Origin of the sequence: Streptomyces sp. NBC_00287, from assembly GCF_036173105.1 — a bacterium.
Lineage (GTDB): Bacteria > Actinomycetota > Actinomycetes > Streptomycetales > Streptomycetaceae > Streptomyces.
The window spans coordinates 7,860,357-7,876,987 of sequence record NZ_CP108053.1; the positions used below are offsets into that span (position 1 = coordinate 7,860,357).

The 16,631-nt window shown below is 70.1% G+C and carries 13 protein-coding genes; 2 read left to right on the forward strand and 11 right to left on the reverse strand.

Annotated features, from left to right (window positions below):
- Position 1 precedes the first annotated feature (1 nt).
- From pgi to tkt, 5 genes are read right to left on the reverse strand one after another with little or no spacing between them, the layout of a single operon-like run.
- The gene (gene pgi, locus OHT76_RS35650) at positions 2–1,648 is read right to left on the reverse strand and encodes a glucose-6-phosphate isomerase (RefSeq protein WP_328874981.1); all 1,647 of its coding nucleotides are present in this window, start codon (positions 1,646–1,648) and stop codon (positions 2–4) included.
- On the reverse strand, positions 1,641–2,576 hold the full coding sequence (gene opcA, locus OHT76_RS35655) for a glucose-6-phosphate dehydrogenase assembly protein OpcA (protein WP_328874982.1): 936 nt from the start codon (positions 2,574–2,576) through the stop codon (positions 1,641–1,643). The genes pgi and opcA overlap by 8 nt, the downstream gene beginning before the upstream one ends.
- Complete coding sequence (gene zwf, locus OHT76_RS35660) at positions 2,573–4,102, reverse strand: glucose-6-phosphate dehydrogenase (RefSeq protein ID WP_328874983.1); 1,530 nt, start codon at positions 4,100–4,102, stop codon at positions 2,573–2,575. The genes opcA and zwf overlap by 4 nt, the downstream gene beginning before the upstream one ends.
- A complete protein-coding gene (tal, locus tag OHT76_RS35665; RefSeq protein ID WP_328874984.1) occupies positions 4,099–5,223 on the reverse strand; it encodes a transaldolase in 1,125 nt (374 codons plus the stop codon). Before tal ends, zwf begins: the two co-directional genes overlap by 4 nt.
- A gap of 30 nt (positions 5,224–5,253) precedes the next feature.
- Complete coding sequence (gene tkt, locus OHT76_RS35670) at positions 5,254–7,329, reverse strand: transketolase (RefSeq protein ID WP_328874985.1); 2,076 nt, start codon at positions 7,327–7,329, stop codon at positions 5,254–5,256.
- A gap of 135 nt (positions 7,330–7,464) precedes the next feature.
- Between tkt and OHT76_RS35675 the strand changes: the two genes are divergently transcribed.
- Positions 7,465–8,355: a helix-turn-helix domain-containing protein gene (locus tag OHT76_RS35675; protein WP_328874986.1), complete on the forward strand. Its 891-nt coding sequence runs from the start codon at positions 7,465–7,467 to the stop codon at positions 8,353–8,355.
- Here OHT76_RS35675 and OHT76_RS35680 read toward each other — a convergent pair.
- The 4 genes from OHT76_RS35680 to OHT76_RS35695 form a co-directional block, all read right to left on the reverse strand.
- A complete protein-coding gene (locus OHT76_RS35680) occupies positions 8,352–8,882 on the reverse strand; it encodes a hypothetical protein (protein WP_328874987.1) in 531 nt (176 codons plus the stop codon). The two genes, OHT76_RS35675 and OHT76_RS35680, sit on opposite strands and share 4 nt — an antisense overlap.
- A gap of 83 nt (positions 8,883–8,965) precedes the next feature.
- Entirely contained in the window at positions 8,966–10,339 is a 1,374-nt protein-coding gene (locus OHT76_RS35685; RefSeq protein WP_328874988.1) for a glycoside hydrolase family 16 protein, read from the reverse strand.
- A 150-nt stretch (positions 10,340–10,489) separates the two neighbouring features.
- Positions 10,490–11,716 carry a L,D-transpeptidase gene (locus OHT76_RS35690; protein WP_328874989.1) on the reverse strand — a complete coding sequence of 409 codons (1,227 nt, stop codon included), beginning with the start codon at positions 11,714–11,716 and terminating at the stop codon, positions 10,490–10,492.
- A gap of 103 nt (positions 11,717–11,819) precedes the next feature.
- Positions 11,820–13,922 (reverse strand): MMPL family transporter, encoded by a 2,103-nt coding sequence (locus tag OHT76_RS35695; protein ID WP_328876709.1) that lies wholly within the window; start codon positions 13,920–13,922, stop codon positions 11,820–11,822.
- Between the two features lie 203 nt (positions 13,923–14,125).
- Between OHT76_RS35695 and OHT76_RS35700 the strand changes: the two genes are divergently transcribed.
- Positions 14,126–14,539 carry a VOC family protein gene (locus OHT76_RS35700; RefSeq protein WP_328874990.1) on the forward strand — a complete coding sequence of 138 codons (414 nt, stop codon included), beginning with the start codon at positions 14,126–14,128 and terminating at the stop codon, positions 14,537–14,539.
- Here the strand turns inward: OHT76_RS35700 and OHT76_RS35705 are convergent.
- Positions 14,530–15,204, reverse strand: coding sequence for a response regulator transcription factor (locus OHT76_RS35705; protein ID WP_328874991.1), 675 nt, complete (start codon positions 15,202–15,204; stop codon positions 14,530–14,532). The two genes, OHT76_RS35700 and OHT76_RS35705, sit on opposite strands and share 10 nt — an antisense overlap.
- A complete protein-coding gene (locus OHT76_RS35710; protein ID WP_328874992.1) occupies positions 15,201–16,391 on the reverse strand; it encodes a sensor histidine kinase in 1,191 nt (396 codons plus the stop codon). The genes OHT76_RS35705 and OHT76_RS35710 overlap by 4 nt, the downstream gene beginning before the upstream one ends.
- Between the last annotated feature and the right edge of the window lie 240 nt (positions 16,392–16,631).

Sequence of the window (16,631 nt, forward strand, 5' to 3'; positions counted from 1 at the left end):
GTCAGTGCACTTCCTTGAGTTCACGGTAAGCGGCTACGAGAGCCGAGGTGGAGGCGTCGAGGCCGGGGACGTCGGCGCCCTCGGTGAGGGCGGGCTCGACCCGCTTGGCGAGGACCTTGCCGAGCTCCACGCCCCACTGGTCGAAGGAGTCGATGTTCCAGACGGCGCCCTGGACGAACACCTTGTGCTCGTAGAGGGCGATGAGCTGGCCGAGCACCGACGGGGTCAGCTCACGGGCGAGGATCGTGGTCGTCGGGTGGTTGCCGCGGAAGGTGCGGTGCGGCACCTGCTCCTCGGCCACGCCCTCCGCACGGACCTCCTCGGCGGTCTTGCCGAAGGCGAGCGCCTGCCCCTGTGCGAACAGGTTGGCCATCAACAGGTCGTGCTGCGCCTTGAGTTCGTCACTCAGCTCGGCCACGGGCCGGGCGAAGCCGATCAGGTCGGCCGGGATCAGCTTGGTGCCCTGGTGGATCAACTGGTAGTAGGCGTGCTGCCCGTTGGTGCCGGGCGTACCCCACACCACCGGGCCGGTCTGCCAGTCCACCGGGTGTCCGTCGCGGTCCACCGACTTGCCGTTGGACTCCATGTCCAGCTGCTGGAGGTAGGCCGTGAACTTCGACAGGTAGTGGCTGTACGGCAGTACCGCGTGCGACTGGGCGTCGAAGAAATTGCCGTACCAGATGCCCAACAGGCCAAGAATCAGCGGGGCGTTGGCCTCGGCGGGGGCGCTCTTGAAGTGCTCGTCGACCAGCCGGAAACCGTCGAGCAGCTCGCGGAAGCGATCGGGGCCGATGGCGATCATCAGGGAGAGGCCGATCGCGGAGTCGAACGAGTAGCGGCCGCCGACCCAGTCCCAGAACTCGAACATGTTGTCCGGGTCGATACCGAACCCGGTGACCTTCTCCGCGTTCGTCGACAGGGCGACGAAGTGCTTGGCGACCGCCTTCTCCTCGCCGCCGAGCCCGGCCAGCAGCCAGGTGCGGGCCGAGGTGGCGTTGGTGATCGTCTCGATGGTGGTGAAGGTCTTCGAGGCGACGATGAAGAGGGTCTCCGCCGGATCGAGGTCGCGCACGGCCTCGTGCAGGTCCGCGCCGTCGACGTTCGAGACGAACCGGAAGGTCAACTCCCGGGCGGTGTACGGCCGCAGCACCTCGTACGCCATAGCCGGACCGAGGTCCGAGCCGCCGATGCCGATGTTGACGACGTTCCTGATGCGCTTGCCGGTGTGGCCGGTCCATTCGCCGGAGCGGACGCGCGAGGCGAAGTCGCTCATCCGGTCGAGGACGGTGTGCACCCCCGGCACCACGTTCTCGCCGTCCACCTCGACCACCGCGTCCCGCGGGGCGCGCAGCGCGGTGTGCAGCACCGCCCGGTCCTCGGTGATGTTGATCCGCTCGCCGCGGAACATGGCGTCGCGCAGCCCGAACACCTCGGTGGCGGCGGCCAGTTCCTGGAGCAGGGCGAGCGTCTCGTCGGTGATCAGGTGCTTGGAGTAGTCGATGCGCAGATCGCCCACGCGCACCACATACCGGTCCGCGCGCTCGGGGTCCGCGGCGAACAGGTCACGCAAGTGCGCGTGCCACTCGGCGCGGTGGTCCTCCAGGGCGCTCCACTGGGGCCGCCGGGTGAGCTTCGGGGAGTCAGACATGAGAGGGGGTCTCCTTGGCGACCTCGCCCCGCAGGGCGACGGCGTACATCTCGTCCGCGTCGAGGCGCCTGAGCTCCTCGGCGATCAGTTCGGAGGTGGAGCGGACCTTCAGCGCGAGGGTGCGCGACGGCTGGCCCGGCAGGGACAGCGTGGCCAGCGGGCCCTCGGGGCGGTCGATGACGATCTCGCCGTTCGCGGTGCCGAGCCGGACGGCCGTGACCACCGGACCCGCGGTGACGATCCGCTCGGCCTTCACCCCGAGCCGCGCCTCCAGCCAGCGGGCCAGCAGCTCGGCGCTCGGGTTCTCCGCCTCGCTCTCCACGGCCGCCGAGGTGATCTCCACCCGGGCCTGGTCCAGGGCCGCCGCGAGCATCGAGCGCCACGGGGTCAGCCGCGTCCAGGCGAGGTCGGTGTCGCCCGGCGCGTAGGCACGCACCCGGGTCTCCAGCGCCTCCAGGGGGCGCTCGACGGCGTACATGTCGGTGATCCGGCGCTGGGCGAGCGCGCCGAGCGGGTCCTTGGCGGGCACCTCGGGGGCGTTCACCGGCCACCACACGACCACCGGGGCGTCCGGCAGCAGCAGCGGCAGGACCACGGAGTCGGCGTGGTCGGAGACCTCGCCGTAGGTGCGCAGCACGACCGTCTCGCCGGTGCCCGCGTCGGCGCCCACCCGGACCTCGGCGTCGAGGCGGGAGGCGGTGCGGTCGCGGGGGGTGCGGGCGTGCCGCTTGATGACGACCAGGGTGCGTGAGGGGTGCTCGTGCGAGGCCTCCTCGGATGCCTTGATCGCGTCGTAGGCGTTCTCCTCGTCCGTGACGATCACCATCGTCAGGACCATGCCCACGGCGGGGGTGCCGATGGCGCGGCGACCCTGTACGAGGGCCTTGTTGATCTTGCTTGCCGTGGTGTCGGTCAGGTCGATCTTCATGGCCTGCGCCAGCTCCGTCCGTCTCGTGCGAGCATCTCGTCGGCTTCCTCGGGTCCCCAGCTGCCCGAGGCGTACTGCGCCGGCTTGCCGTGCCGCGCCCAGTACACCTCGATGGGGTCGAGGATCTTCCAGGACTCTTCCACTTCCTGGTGACGGGGGAACAAATTGGCGTCGCCGAGCAGGACGTCCAGGATGAGACGTTCGTACGCCTCCGGGCTGGACTCCGTGAACGACTCGCCGTAGGCGAAGTCCATCGTCACGTCCCGGATCTCCATGGAGGTGCCGGGCACCTTGGAGCCGAAGCGGACGGTGACGCCCTCGTCGGGCTGGACGCGGATGACGATCGCGTTCTTGCCCAGCTCCTCCGTGGCGGTGTGGTCGAAGGGGGAGTGCGGCGCCTGCTGGAAGACCACCGCGATCTCGGTGACGCGGCGGCCGAGCCGCTTGCCGGTGCGCAGGTAGAAGGGGACGCCCGCCCAGCGGCGGTTGTCGACCTGCAGCTTGATCGCGGCGTACGTGTCCGTCGTGGAGGCCGGATCGATGCCGTCCTCCTGGAGGTAGCCGCGGACCTTCTCGCCGCCCTGCCAGGCGGGCGCGTACTGCGCGCGCACGGTGTGCCGGCCCAGGTCCTCCGGAAGCTTCACGGCCTTGAGGACCTTCAGCTTCTCCATCAGCAGCGAACCGGCGTCGAAGGAGGCGGGCTCCTCCATCGCGGTGAGCGCCATCAACTGGAGCAGATGGTTCTGGATGACGTCACGGGCCGAGCCGATGCCGTCGTAGTAGCCCGCCCGGCCGCCGATGCCGATGTCCTCGGCCATCGTGATCTGGATGTGGTCGACATACGACCGGTTCCAGATCGGCTCGAACATCTGGTTGGCGAAGCGCAGCGCCAGGATGTTCTGGACGGTCTCCTTGCCCAGGTAGTGGTCGATCCGGAAGACCTGCTCCGGGTCGAACACGTCGTGGACGACCTTGTTGAGCTCCTCGGCCGACTTCAGATTGTGGCCGAACGGCTTCTCGATGACCGCACGGCGCCAGGAGCCCTTCGGCGCGTCGGCGAGGCCGTGCTTCTTCAGCTGCTGGACGACCTTCGGGAAGAACTTCGGCGGTACGGAGAGATAGAAGGCGTAGTTGCCGCTGGTGCCCCGGGAGGTGTCCAACTCGTCGACGGCGGCGCGCAGTTGCTTGAAAGCCTGGTCGTCGTCGAAGTCACCCGGGATGAACCGCATGCCCTCGGCGAGCTGCTGCCAGACCTCCTCGCGGAAGGGGGTGCGGGCGTGCTCCTTGACGGCGTCGTGCACGACCTGCGCGAAGTCCTGGTCCTCCCAGTCCCGGCGGGCGAACCCGACGAGGGAGAAGCCCGGCGGCAGCAGACCGCGGTTGGCGAGGTCGTAGACGGCCGGCATCAGCTTCTTGCGGGACAGGTCGCCGGTGACACCGAAGATGACGAGGCCCGAGGGTCCCGCGATCCGCGGGAGCCGCCGGTCGCGGGTGTCGCGCAGCGGGTTGGTCCAGTCGGTGGTCATTCCCCGTCGACCCCCTTGTTCTGCAGGGACTTCGTGACGGCGTCCAGCAGCTCCTGCCAGGCGGCCTCGAACTTGGCGACGCCCTCGTCCTCCAGCTTGGTGACGACCTCGTCGTAGGAGATGCCGAGGCGCTCCACGGCTTCCAGGTCGGCGCGGGCCTGGACATAGCCGCCGGTGACGGTGTCGCCGGTGATCCGGCCGTGGTCGGCGGTGGCGTTCAGGGTGCCCTCCGGCATGGTGTTGACCGTGCCGGGCGCGACGAGCTCGTCGACGTAGAGCGTGTCCTTGTACGCCGGGTCCTTCACCCCGGTCGACGCCCACAGCGGGCGCTGCTTGGTGGCCTTCGCGGTCGCCAGCTTCACCCAGCGGTCGGAGGAGAAGACCTCCTCGTACGCCTCGTAGGCGAGCCGGGCGTTGGCGAGGGCGGCGCGGCCCTTCAGCGCGAGGGCCTCGTCGGTGCCGAGGACGGTCAGCCGCTTGTCGATCTCGCTGTCGACGCGGGAGACGAAGAAGGAGGCCACGGAGTGGATGGCGGACAGGTCCAGGCCCCGCTCGGCGGCCTTCTCCAGGCCCAGCAGATAGGCGTCCATGACCTCGCGGTAGCGCTCCAGCGAGAAGATCAGCGTGACGTTGACGCTGATGCCCTCGGCGAGGACCGCGGTGATGGCCGGCAGGCCCGCCTTGGTCGCCGGGATCTTGATCATCACGTTGGGGCGGTCGACCAGCCAGGCGAGCTGCTTGGCCTCGGCGACGGTGGCCGCGGTGTCATGGGCGAGGCGCGGGTCCACCTCGATGGAGACCCGGCCGTCCCGGCCGCCGGTCGCGTCGTACACCGGACGCAGGACATCGGCGGCGGCGCGTACATCGGCCGTCGTCATCATCCGTACGGCCTCGTCGACCGTGACCCCGCGCACGGCGAGATCGGCGAGCTGCTCCTCGTAGCCGTCGCCGGAGCCGATGGCGGCCTGGAAGATGGACGGGTTGGTGGTGACGCCCACCACGTGCTTGGTGGCGATGAGTTCGGCGAGGTTGCCGGAGGCGATCCGCTTACGGGACAGGTCGTCCAGCCAGATGGAGACGCCCTCGTCGGACAGGCGCTTGAGGACGGGTACTTCGGTCATTTCGCGATCATCTTCTTTCTGGCGGTCGGATCAACCACGCGCGGCAGCGAGCGATTCCCGCGCGGCCGCGGCGACGTTCTCGGCGGTGAAGCCGTACTCGGCGAACAGGGTCTGGGCGTCGGCGGAGGCGCCGAAGTGTTCGAGGGAGACGATGCGTCCTGCGTCACCCACGAACCGGTACCACGTCAGACCGATCCCGGCTTCGACAGCGACGCGCGCTCGCACGGACGGCGGAATGACGGCGTCCCGGTACTCGCGCGGCTGCTGCTCGAACCACTCCACGGACGGCATCGACACCACCCGGGCGCCGATCCCCTCGGCTTCGAGCTGCTCGCGCGCGGCGACGGCGAGCTGGACCTCGGAGCCGGTAGCGACGATCACGACGTCCGGCGTCCCGGTCGAGGAGTCGCGCAGGACGTAACCGCCCTTGGCCGCGTCCTCGTTGCGCTCGTACGTCGGCACGCCCTGGCGGGTCAGCGCGAGGCCGTGCGGGGCCGGGTCGGAGGCGTGCCGGCGCAGGATCTCCTCCCAGGCGACGGCGGTCTCGTTGGCGTCGGCGGGCCGCACGATGTTCAGGCCCGGGATGGCGCGCAGCGAGGCGAGGTGCTCGACCGGCTGGTGGGTGGGTCCGTCCTCACCGAGGCCGACGGAGTCGTGCGTCCACACATAGGTGACGGGGAGCTGCATCAGCGCGGACATCCGGACGGCGTTGCGCATGTAGTCGGAGAACACCAGGAAGGTGCCGCCGTAGATGCGTGTGTTGCCGTGCAGGGCGATGCCGTTCATCTCCGCGGCCATGGAGAACTCGCGGATGCCGAAGTGGACGGTACGGCCGTAGGGGTCGGCCTCCGGCAGCGGGTTGCCCTTCGGCAGGAAGGAGCTGGTCTTGTCGATCGTGGTGTTGTTGGATCCGGCCAGGTCGGCGGAGCCGCCCCACAGCTCGGGCAGGACCGCGCCGAGTGCCTGGAGGACCTTGCCGGAGGCGGCGCGGGTGGCGACGGACTTGCCGGGCTCGAACACCGGGACCGCGGACTCCCAGCCCTCGGGAAGCTGACCGGCGACCACGCGGTCGAACAGCTTGGCGCGCTCCGGGTTCGCGGTGCGCCACTCGGCGATGCGCTTGTCCCAGGCGGCGTGCGCCTCGGCGCCCCGGTCGAGGGCGCGGCGGCTGTGGGCGAGGACCTCGTCGGCGACCTCGAAGGTGCGCGCGGGGTCGAAGCCGAGGACGCGCTTGGTGGCCGCGATCTCGTCCTCGCCGAGCGCGGAGCCGTGCGAGGCCTCGGTGTTCTGCGCGGTCGGGGCGGGCCAGGCGATGATCGTGCGCATCGCGATGATCGAGGGGCGCTCGGTCTCGTCCTGCGCGGCCTTGAGCGCCGCGTACAGGGCGTGGACGTCGACGTCGCCGTCCCCGGTGGGCTCGATGCGCTGGGTGTGCCAGCCGTAGGCCTCGTACCGCTTCAGCACGTCCTCGGAGAACGCGGTCGCGGTGTCGCCCTCGATGGAGATGTGGTTGTCGTCGTAGACGAAGACCAGGTTGCCCAGCTTCTGATGGCCGGCCAGCGAGGAGGCCTCGGCGGAGACGCCCTCCTCCAGGTCGCCGTCGGAGACGATCGCCCAGATGGTGTGGTCGAACGGGGACTCGCCCTCGGCGGCCTCGGGGTCGAACAGCCCGCGCTCGTAGCGGGCGGCCATCGCCATGCCTACGGCGTTCGCGACGCCCTGACCGAGCGGCCCGGTCGTGGTCTCCACGCCCGCGGTGTGGCCGTACTCCGGGTGACCGGGCGTCTTCGAACCCTGGGTGCGGAAGGCCTTGAGGTCGTCCAGCTCGACCTCGTACCCGGCGAGGAAGAGCTGGGTGTAGAGCGTCAGCGAGGTGTGGCCGGGGGAGAGGACGAAGCGGTCACGGCCGGTCCACTCGGGATCCGCGGGATCGTGCCGCATCACCTTCTGAAAGATCGTGTACGCGGCAGGCGCGAGGCTCATCGCGGTGCCGGGGTGGCCGTTGCCGACCTTCTGCACGGCATCCGCCGCCAGCAGGCGCGCGGTGTCGACGGCACGCCGGTCGAGTTCGGTCCATTCGAAGCTGTCCGGTGTCTGCGTGCTCATCTTCAAGAAGTCCTCGATGGGAGCGGGGTTCCTGCTCTGACGCGTTCAAAACTAAAAGTCAGACTTTTTCGAGGGAAGGTCACCGTGTGTCAGCCTGTGGTGAAAGTGGGACACGGGTACGAGACGCGGGCGGACATGGCGGACAGAACAGTGCAAGGCGGCGAGGACGGGATCAGAACCTTCCCCTTCCCGGTCGACCTGAGCGTGCTCGGTGTGGGCATGCAGGTCGGCCCGATGCGCCCCGACCGCGCCTGGCACGCCGATGTGCCGCTGGAGCGGGTGCACCGCATCGACTTCCATGTCGTGATGCTCTTCGACGAGGGGCCCGTCAGACACATGATCGACTTCACCGAGTACGAGGCGGGCGCCGGCGACCTGCTGTGGATCCGCCCGGGGCAGATCCACCGCTTCTCGACGACGAGCGAGTACCGGGGAACCGTCCTCACCATGCAGCCCGGCTTCCTGCCCCGGGCGACCGTGGAGGCGACCGGCCTCTACCGCTACGACCTACCGCCCCTGCTCCACCCCGACGAGCCGCAGCTCACCGCGCTGCGCTCGGCGCTCGGCCAGCTCCGCCGCGAGTACAAGGACACGACCACGCTTCCCCTGAGCCTGCACACCGCAGTCCTGCGCCACTCCCTGTCGGCGTTCCTGCTCCGCCTCGCACATCTCGCGGCGAGCTCCCAGGAGGCGGCCCGCCGCGACGCCGGCTCGACGTTCACCCTCTTCCGGGACGCGGTGGAACGCGGCTTCGCCACGAATCACAGCGTGAGCGCGTATGCGGATCAGCTCGGGTATTCGCGGCGCACGTTGGTGCGGGCGGTGCGGGCGGCTACGGGGGAGACGCCCAAGGGGTTTATCGACAAGCGGGTGGTGCTGGAGGCCAAGCGGTTGCTGGCCCATACGGATATGCCAATCGGGCGGGTGGGGGCGGCGGTGGGCTTTCCTGATGCCGCCAACTTCTCCAAGTTCTTTCACCAGCACACGGATATGACTCCGGCGGCGTTCAGGGCAGAGCTGCGCTAGACCGGCGGCTGTCCGCCGACTCCCATACGGCGGACTCCGCGTGGCGAGAGCGTCATCGGGCCCATCCAGCCCATGTGAACCAGGGCGACCTGGGACGGCAGCGGGGTCACCGGATCCACCGACCTGCCGTGCGACCAGTTCTGGAACAGGCCCTCCGTGGTCTCCACGGCGGACACCACCATGGTCACCTTCAGCTCCCCGTCACCCCAGGTGTGCCACAACGCCCAGCCCTCGGCGCGGGGTTGGACTCCGAACCGCGCGCAGAGCTCGTCGTACCCCTCCATGACCCCCGGCTTCAGTACCGCGGCACCGAACAGCCGGACCAGGGGGCGGTCCTCCTCCAGGCAGCCGTCGCCCTCGAAGTGGTAGTGGTGCAGCATCCTGGCCAGCGCGTTCACCCGGCGCTGGAGCGGTGTCGCGTCCTCGGGGTCCGCGTCCAGGGCAGGCCGGCCCTCGTCGTACGCCGCCGCCTTGATCTGGTGGGCGAGGCGCTCTATCTCGCGGAGGTAGTCAAGTTCACTGAGCATCTCGCGCAGTCTCGCACCACGGCCCGTGTCGGCGGTCCGAATTTCTCCTGGGCTCGGACCGCCGACACGCCTCACCGCTCCTCTCAGCGGCCGAAGTTGAACCAGTTCACGTTCACGAAGTCCGCCGGCTGCCCGCTGGTGAAGGTCAGATACACATCGTGCGTACCCGTCACCGCGCTGATGTTCGCCGGTATCGTCCGCCAGCTCTGCCAGCCGCCCGTGTTGGCCAGCGCGAAACTCCCGATGGGCGCGTTGCTACGGCTGTCCAGGCGCACCTCGACCAAGCCGCTCACGCCGGATCCGGCGCCGCTCGCGACCCGGGCGACGAACTGAGTGGCCGCCGAGGAGCCGAAGTTGACACCCCGGTACAACGCCCAGTCACCGTTGGCGAGCGCGCCGATGTTCTGGCCGCCGCCCGTGTCCGAGGTCGCCTCGGTGAACGTGCCCGACTGGCTGTCGTGGGACTCGGCCTGGATGGCGCTGTAGGCGTCGCGGTTGCCGGTCGGCGGGGGTGTGGTACCGCTCCCACTGGACAGCACCTGGACATAGTCGACGACCATCGAGTGACCGGGCACGGTCGCCGCGTCCGGGCCGCCGCCGAACGCGTCGACGAAACCGCCGCCCATCGCCACGTTCAGGATGATGAAGAAGCCGTGGTTGGTGGCGTTGTTCCAGGTCGTCGCGTCGACCTGATCGGCGCGCACGGTGTGGTAGTTGATGTCGTCGACGTAGAAGCGGATCTGCTCCGGGCTCGTCGAGCGGTCCCATTCCAGTGCGTACGTGTGGAAGCCGGCCTGGCAGGTCGCGCCGGGGCAGGCCCTCGAACCGCCGATGCCCGTCGTCTCGTTGCACGGACCGCCGGGGCTCGTACCGCAGTGCACCGTCGACCACACGGTGTTGAGGCCCTGGACGTTCTCCATGATGTCCAGCTCGCCGACGCTCGGCCAGTTCCACAGGTTGCCGCGGTAGGGCGTGCCCAGCATCCAGAACGCGGGCCAGTAGCCGCGGGCCGCGGCGCCGGTGACGTTGGGCATCTGGATACGGGACTGGACGCGCAGCTTGCCGCCCGCCGGGGGCTGGAAGTCGCCGCGGTTGGTCTCGATACGGCCGGACGTCCAGTTGCCGGACGCGTCGCGGCGCGGGGTGATGCGGAGGTTGCCGCTGCCGTCCAGGGCCACGTTGTTGGTGCTGGACGTCATGTTCTCGATCTCGCCGGTGCCCCAGTTGGCGGGGCCGCCGGGGTAGCCGTGGCCGGTCGCGTACTGCCAGTTGGCGGTGTTGACGCCGGTGCCCGCGGCGCCGTTGAAGTCGTCCACGAAGACCTGCGTCCAGCCCGACGGGGGCGGCGGAGCGGCGGCGTCCGCGGACGCGACGGCGGCCGCCGCCAGGCCCAGGGCGCTGAAGACTGCGACGAGTGCGCGCCGCAGCGGGCGCCGTCGTCTGTGGGGACTGCTCATGGGGATGCCTCTCGGTGGGGTGCGGGGAACCCTTTGAGAGCGCTCTCAAAGTGCCGCCAATGTGCTCCCCGGCACCCGGGTCGTCAAGAGGTGAAGCAGAGAAATCCCGTTCACGGAACGGGAGTTCACCCCGTGAATGCGCGGGACGCGCTACAGGGCACTCCCCGCCCGCCACTCTGCCCAGGACAGGTTCCAGCCGTTCAGCCCATTGGCCGGATCGACCGTCTCCTCCCCGGAGTTGGTCACGACCACCACATCACCGAGCATCGAGCTGTCGTAGAACTTGTAGCCGTCCACGGACTTGTCGCCCGCGCCCTTCGCGTCGTGCAGCCCGATACAGCCATGGCTGGTGTTCTCGCCGCCGAACACCGACGTGGACGCCCAGTAGTTGCCGTGGATGAAAGTGCCGGAGGTGGTCAGCCGCTGGGCGTGCGGGACGTCGGAGATGTCGTACTCGTCGCCGAGACCGACCGTGGAGGACTCCATCCGGGTCTCCTTGAACCGTTCGCTGATCACCATGATCCCGGACCAGGTGGTGTGGTCGGCGTCGCCGCCGGTGACCGGGTAGCCGGCGACCGTCTGCCCGTCCCGTACGACCGTCATCACCTTGCTGTCGAGATCGACCGTGCTGATCTGCTCGCGGCCGATGTGGAAGGTGACGTCCTTGGACTGGACGCCGTGGACACCGTCCGCGCCCTCGACGTCCTTCAGCCGCAGACCGAGCGTGACCGTGGTGCCGGCCGCCCAGTACGACTCGGGCCGGAAGTCGAGCCGGGTGTCGCTGAACCAGTGGCCGACCACCTCGACGGCCGGCTCCGCGGTCACCGTGATCGCCTTCTCGACCGCTGCCCGGTCGGTCACGGCGTGCGTGAAGTTGATCGACACGGGCATGCCGACGCCGGAGGTGGAGCCCGCCTCGGGGATGAAGTAGCCGACGAAGGTCTCGCCGGGGGACCTGGTGGTGAAGGTCGCGGTCTTCGTCGCGGCGCCGCCCTCCGCCTCGGCGGTGACCGTGTACTTCGTGCCGGAGTACGGGTTCTCCTTCGAGATCCACTTGGTCCGGGTGTCGTTGTAGGTGCCGGCCAGTGTGGACCCGTCGTTGCCGGTGACCTCCACGGACGCGAGCGTGCCGTCCGTCACCGTGACCTCGACGGGAGTGGTGAACGCGGCCTTCTTCGTCCCGTCGGCGGGAGTCACCGTGATCGTCGGCGGGAGCGTCGAGGCAGTCGTGGCCGTACCGGGCTCCGAGGCGTCCGCCGAGCCGCTGCACCCGGTCAGCACGGCGGCGGGGACCACACCGAGAACGGTGAGGACCCCGCGCCGTGACCACCCCCGCGACTGCTGCTCGGACCGGTTTGATATGTGCGAGACGCCCACGGCAGGCCTTCCTGGTATATCCACGTTTGCGCCTGCATCGTGCGCCTCGTACCTGGGGTGATCCTTTGAACCGGCGGTGCGCGGTATGAGATTCCGGTGATTCTCAGACCTTCGTCGGTACGGGCGGCTCGGGCGCCGTCGGCGCCTCCGTCAGCCCGAACCGGTCGTGGGCCCGGCGCAGCGGGCGTGGCGCCCACCAGGCGCGGCGGCCGAGCAGGGCCATCGTCGCCGGGACCAGCAGCATCCGTACGACGGTGGCGTCGATCAGCACCGCGAGGGTGAGCCCGAGGCCGATCTGCAGGATGGGCGAGAAGCCGCCCGTCATGAAGGCGCCGAAGACGACCGCGAGCAGCAGCGCGGCACAGGTGACCACCCGTCCGGAGCGGCGCAGCCCCGTCACCACGGCTTCTTGATCGTCCTCCCCGCGCTCCCGTGCCTCCCGCATCCGGGCCAGGATGAACAGCTCGTAGTCCATGGCGAGCCCGAAGGCGATGGCGACGATCAGTGGCGGCGCGGTGAGGCTCAGCGAGCCCAGGCCCTCGGCGCCCAGCAGTCCGGCCAGATGCCCGTCCTGGAAGACCCACACCACCACACCGAGCGCGGCGCCCAGGCTGAGCAGCGTGGTCGCGATGGTGCGCAGCGGGATCAGTACCGAGCCGGTGAAGGCGAACAGCAGTGCGAAGATTCCGGCCAGGACGGTCACGGCGGCCCAGGGTGCCCGTTCGGCGAGCATCTCCCGGAAGTCCACCAGTCGGGCCGCGACCCCGGTCACCTCGACGGGTTCGTCGCCGCGCAGGTCCCGTATCCGCTCGACCAGGTCCGTCGCGGCTTTGCCGTCGACGCTCCCGGGCGGCTGGATCTCCACCACCGTGGTGCCGCCCGGCAGTTGACGCGACTCGGCGCCGGACAGCGCGCTGATCCGCTCGGCGGTCGCCGGGTCGGTGCCGGGCTTGACGACGACGGTGATCGGGGAGACCCCGGTGCCGGGCGGGAAGTGCGCGTCGACGGTGTCGTACAGCTGCCGTGCCTCGGTGCTCGTGGGCAGTTGCTTGGCGTCGCCGATGTTGATCGTCATGCCGGTGACCGGCAGCGCCAGCACCAGGAGCACCGGTACGACGGTGGCCACCACGGCGATACGGCGGCGGGCGGCGAAGCGGGCCAGGCGGGCGAAGAGGCGGCCCTCCTCCCTGTCCGGCCGTACGCGCGCGGGTGGGATCTTCCCGCCGAACTTCGTCAGCAGCGCGGGCAGCAGGGTGACCGCGGCCAGCATGTCGATGACCACGACGGCGGCCACGGCCAGACCCATGCTGCGCAGGAACACGCTCGGGAAGACCAGCAGCCCCGTCAGACTGACGGCCACCGTGAGCCCGGAGAACAGCACGGTCCGCCCGGCCGCGGCGACCGTACGGTGCACGGCCGCCACGACGTCCTCGGTGTGCCGGCGCTCCTCACGGAACCGCACCAGCATCAACAGGGCGTAGTCCACGGCGAGTCCGAGCCCCAGCATGGTGGTGACCTGGATCGCGTACACCGAGATGTCGGTGACCTCGCTGAAGGCGAACAGCGCCAGGAACGCGCCGGCGATGCCACTGACGGCGATCACCAGAGGCAGGGCGGCGGCGCGCAGTCCGCCGAACACCACGAGCAGCAGGGCGAGTACGACGGGCAGGGAGATCAACTCGGCGTTCTTGACGTCCTCCTGCGCCCTTTCGCCGAGCTGCCTGCCGAGCAGTTCGCCACCGCTGACATGGACGTCGGGCGCCTCGATCTGCCGGATGCGTTCGGCGGCGGCGTCCGTCGCCTCCTCCTCGGCGTCGTCGTCCAGGCCGCCCTCGAAGGTGACCGGGATGATCAGGGCCTGTCCGTCCCGGGCGGTGAGTCCGGGCGTGGCGTACGGATCGGGTACGGCGGCCACTCCGGCGATCTCGCGGACCTCGGCGACGGCCCGTTCGACCTGGGCGCGCAGGGCGGCGTCGGAGACCGGCTCGCCCGCGACGACGGCGGTGACGGTCTCGCCGGTCGGGTCCAGGCCGGACAGATACTCCTCGGCCAGCTGCGACTCGGTGCCGGGCACGTCCGGCACATCGTCGGAGAGCCGCCCGAAGACGCCCGTGCCGAGCCCGAAGCCGAGCAGCAGGAAGAGCAGCCAGAGCAGGATGACGGTGAGCGGACGGCGCGTGGCAGTCCGGGCGAGCGTGGAGAGCACGGGGGCCTCCGGCGGTTGGACGGTGGACAAGTGCTCTCAGGTTCGTCCTGGGCCGGGGGTCACCGGATCGCCGGAGGGAGCGGTTTGTCGGGCTCGGTCGTACGGGGGAGAGGCGGGGTCGTATCACTCGCGTGGGGGAGGAATCAAAGGTGCCGGTTGGAGAGTTGACCAACGGCGACACTCACGATCTCCGAGGAGCACCCATGTCCGACGCACCAGCAGTCCGGGAACTCCGCCTTGTCGTCACGGCGGACGACTACGACGAGGCCTTGCGCTTCTACCGCGACGTCCTCGGTCTGCCCGAACGCGCTGCGTTCTCCTCCCCCGGAGGGCGGGTCACCATCCTGGAGGCGGGGCGCGCAACCCTGGAGCTGACCGACCCGAACCACGCCGCGTTCATCGACGAGGTCGAGGTCGGGCGTCGCGTCGCCGGACACATCCGGGTGGCCTTCGAGGTGGACGACTCCACGGCGGTGACGCGTGTGCTGGCGGGGGCCGGGGCCGAAGTTGTCGCCGAGCCGACTCGTACGCCCTGGAACTCCCTCAACTCCCGGCTGGAGGCACCGGGAGCCCTGCAGCTCACCCTCTTCACCGAGCTCGGGGAGGGTCAGGACTGACCGTCGCCGGGCGTCACCAGGCCCGTCTCGTACGCGCAGATCACCGCCTGCACCCGGTCCCGGAGCCCCAGCTTGCTCAGCACATTGCTGACGTGGGTCTTCACCGTGTGCTCGCTCACGAACAGGGCCGTCGCGATCTCCGCGTTGGACAGGCCCCGGGCGAGCATCCGCAGGGTCTCCGCCTCGCGGGCCGTCAGCACTTCCAGCCGCTGTGGGGTGACCTCCGCGGCTGCCTCCTGGCGACGGCGGCGCACGATGTCGGCGACCAGACGGCGGGTCACCGTAGGGGCGAGCAGGGAGTCCCCGGCCGCGACCACCCGGACCGCGTGCACCAGGTCGTCGCGGCGGACGTCCTTCAGCAGGAAGCCGCTGGCCCCCGCGTAGAGCGCGTCGTATACGTACTCGTCCAGGTCGAACGTGGTCAGCATGACCACCTTGCAGGCGGACTCCCCGCACACTCGCCGAGCCGCTTCCAGGCCGTCCATGACGGGCATCCGGATGTCGAGGAGCAGCACATCGGGCGTGTGGGCCCGGACCGCGGCGACCGCCTCCGCGCCGTCGCCGGCCTCGGCGACCACCTCGATGTCCGGCTGCGCCTCGAGGATCATGCTGAAGCCGCTGCGGACCAGTTCCTGGTCGTCGGCGACGACCACCCGGATGCTCACCCCAGCGCCGCCTGCCGGTCGTCGGCCGGAAGCCGTACGACGACCCGGAAACCGCCCTCCGGACCCCGCCCGGCACGGGCGCTGCCCCCGCAGGCGGCGGCCCGCTCACGGATGCCGATCAGTCCGTGCCCGCCGCCGGGGCCCGAGGGGCCGCGTCCGTCGTCCGTCACCGACAGTGTCAATTCGTCCTCCGCCCAGTCGAGAGCGACGGTAGCGGAGGAAGCGTACGCATGCTTCACGGTGTTGGTGAGCGCCTCCTGCGCGATACGGAAGGCGGCGACCTCGGTGTCCGGGGGCAGCGGGCGCGGCTTGCCGCTGGAGCGCAGCTCGACCCGCAGCCCGGTCGACTCGGTGACCTGCCGGACCAGGCCGGGCAGCGCCGCCACGCCCGGCTGCGGCAGCCGCCGCGCACCGCCCTCGCGCTCCTCCTCCTTCAGCACCCCGAGGATCCGCCGCAACTGCGCCATCGCGTCCCGGCCGGTCCCCGCGATGGCGTCGAAGGCGGCCTCCGCGCGCGCCGGATCGCTGCGCACGACGACCGGCCCGGCCTCGGCCTGCACCACCATCAGGCTCACCGCGTGGGCCAGGATGTCGTGCATGTCCCGGGCGATCCGGGCGCGCTCCTGCGCCGTCGCCCGGGCCGTGTCCGCGGCCCGCTCCCGCTCCAGGCGCCGGGCCCGGTCCACCAGGGCGGCGGTGTAGGCGCGCTGGACCCGGGAGAGCATCCCGAACCCGTACGCCCCGACCAGGCTGAGCAGTTGGAAGGCGTACTCGAAGGGCAGCGGCTCCTCTTTGTGCTGCATGGTGAGGACGACCCCGAGGATCCAGCCCGCCAGCATGAACCGGCGCTGCCAGACCCGGCCCTGGGCGGCCATCGTGTAGAGGACGACGAGACCGCCGTACACCACGTCCGGCGGCGGGGCGTGGTACAGGGCCATCGCGGGCGTGGCCATCGACACGGCGCACGCCGTGGCGAACGGCGCCCGGCGCCGCCACACCAGCGGCACCGCGGTGGCGGCGGCCAGCAGCCAGCCCTGCCAGGTGAGGCGGTCGTCCCCCTCGTCCGGGAAGATCCACTGGAGGGAGGCGGCGAACAGCACCAGCGCGGCGAGCGCGCCGTCGACGACGTACGGATTCGCCGTACGCAGCCTGGTGACGGCAGGGGTGAGCCAGGACGGCGGGGACATGGGCGGCTCCTCGGGGCAAGAGGCCCCTCCAGTATCGAAGGCCGGATGCGACGGCGTCCTCACCGGTGAGAGGGATATCGCGCCTCCGTTTGTGATCATTTCGATGCCGTGGAGAAGGAACCAGGGGTCGGGACTTTCCCTCTCAAAGGTCGAAACAGAGCGTTCACAGCGTATGCATGGTCCTGGACCGACGGCTGCGATCACCATCGTCTCCGGACCCCCTTCCCGTCGCCTCCCAGG

Excerpts from the sequence above, each read along its gene's own strand:
- OHT76_RS35685 (WP_328874988.1), bottom strand. The coding sequence starts at position 10,339 with ATGAGCAGTCCCCACAGACGACGGCGCCCGCTGCGGCGCGCACTCGTC.
- opcA (WP_328874982.1), bottom strand. The coding sequence starts at position 2,576 with ATGAAGATCGACCTGACCGACACCACGGCAAGCAAGATCAACAAGGCC.
- OHT76_RS35680 (WP_328874987.1), bottom strand. The coding sequence starts at position 8,882 with ATGCTCAGTGAACTTGACTACCTCCGCGAGATAGAGCGCCTCGCCCAC.
- OHT76_RS35710 (WP_328874992.1), bottom strand. The coding sequence starts at position 16,391 with ATGTCCCCGCCGTCCTGGCTCACCCCTGCCGTCACCAGGCTGCGTACG.
- tal (WP_328874984.1), bottom strand. The coding sequence starts at position 5,223 with ATGACCGAAGTACCCGTCCTCAAGCGCCTGTCCGACGAGGGCGTCTCC.
- tkt (WP_328874985.1), bottom strand. The coding sequence starts at position 7,329 with ATGAGCACGCAGACACCGGACAGCTTCGAATGGACCGAACTCGACCGG.
- OHT76_RS35675 (WP_328874986.1), top strand. The coding sequence starts at position 7,465 with ATGGCGGACAGAACAGTGCAAGGCGGCGAGGACGGGATCAGAACCTTC.
- pgi (WP_328874981.1), bottom strand. The coding sequence starts at position 1,648 with ATGTCTGACTCCCCGAAGCTCACCCGGCGGCCCCAGTGGAGCGCCCTG.
- zwf (WP_328874983.1), bottom strand. The coding sequence starts at position 4,102 with ATGACCACCGACTGGACCAACCCGCTGCGCGACACCCGCGACCGGCGG.
- OHT76_RS35700 (WP_328874990.1), top strand. The coding sequence starts at position 14,126 with ATGTCCGACGCACCAGCAGTCCGGGAACTCCGCCTTGTCGTCACGGCG.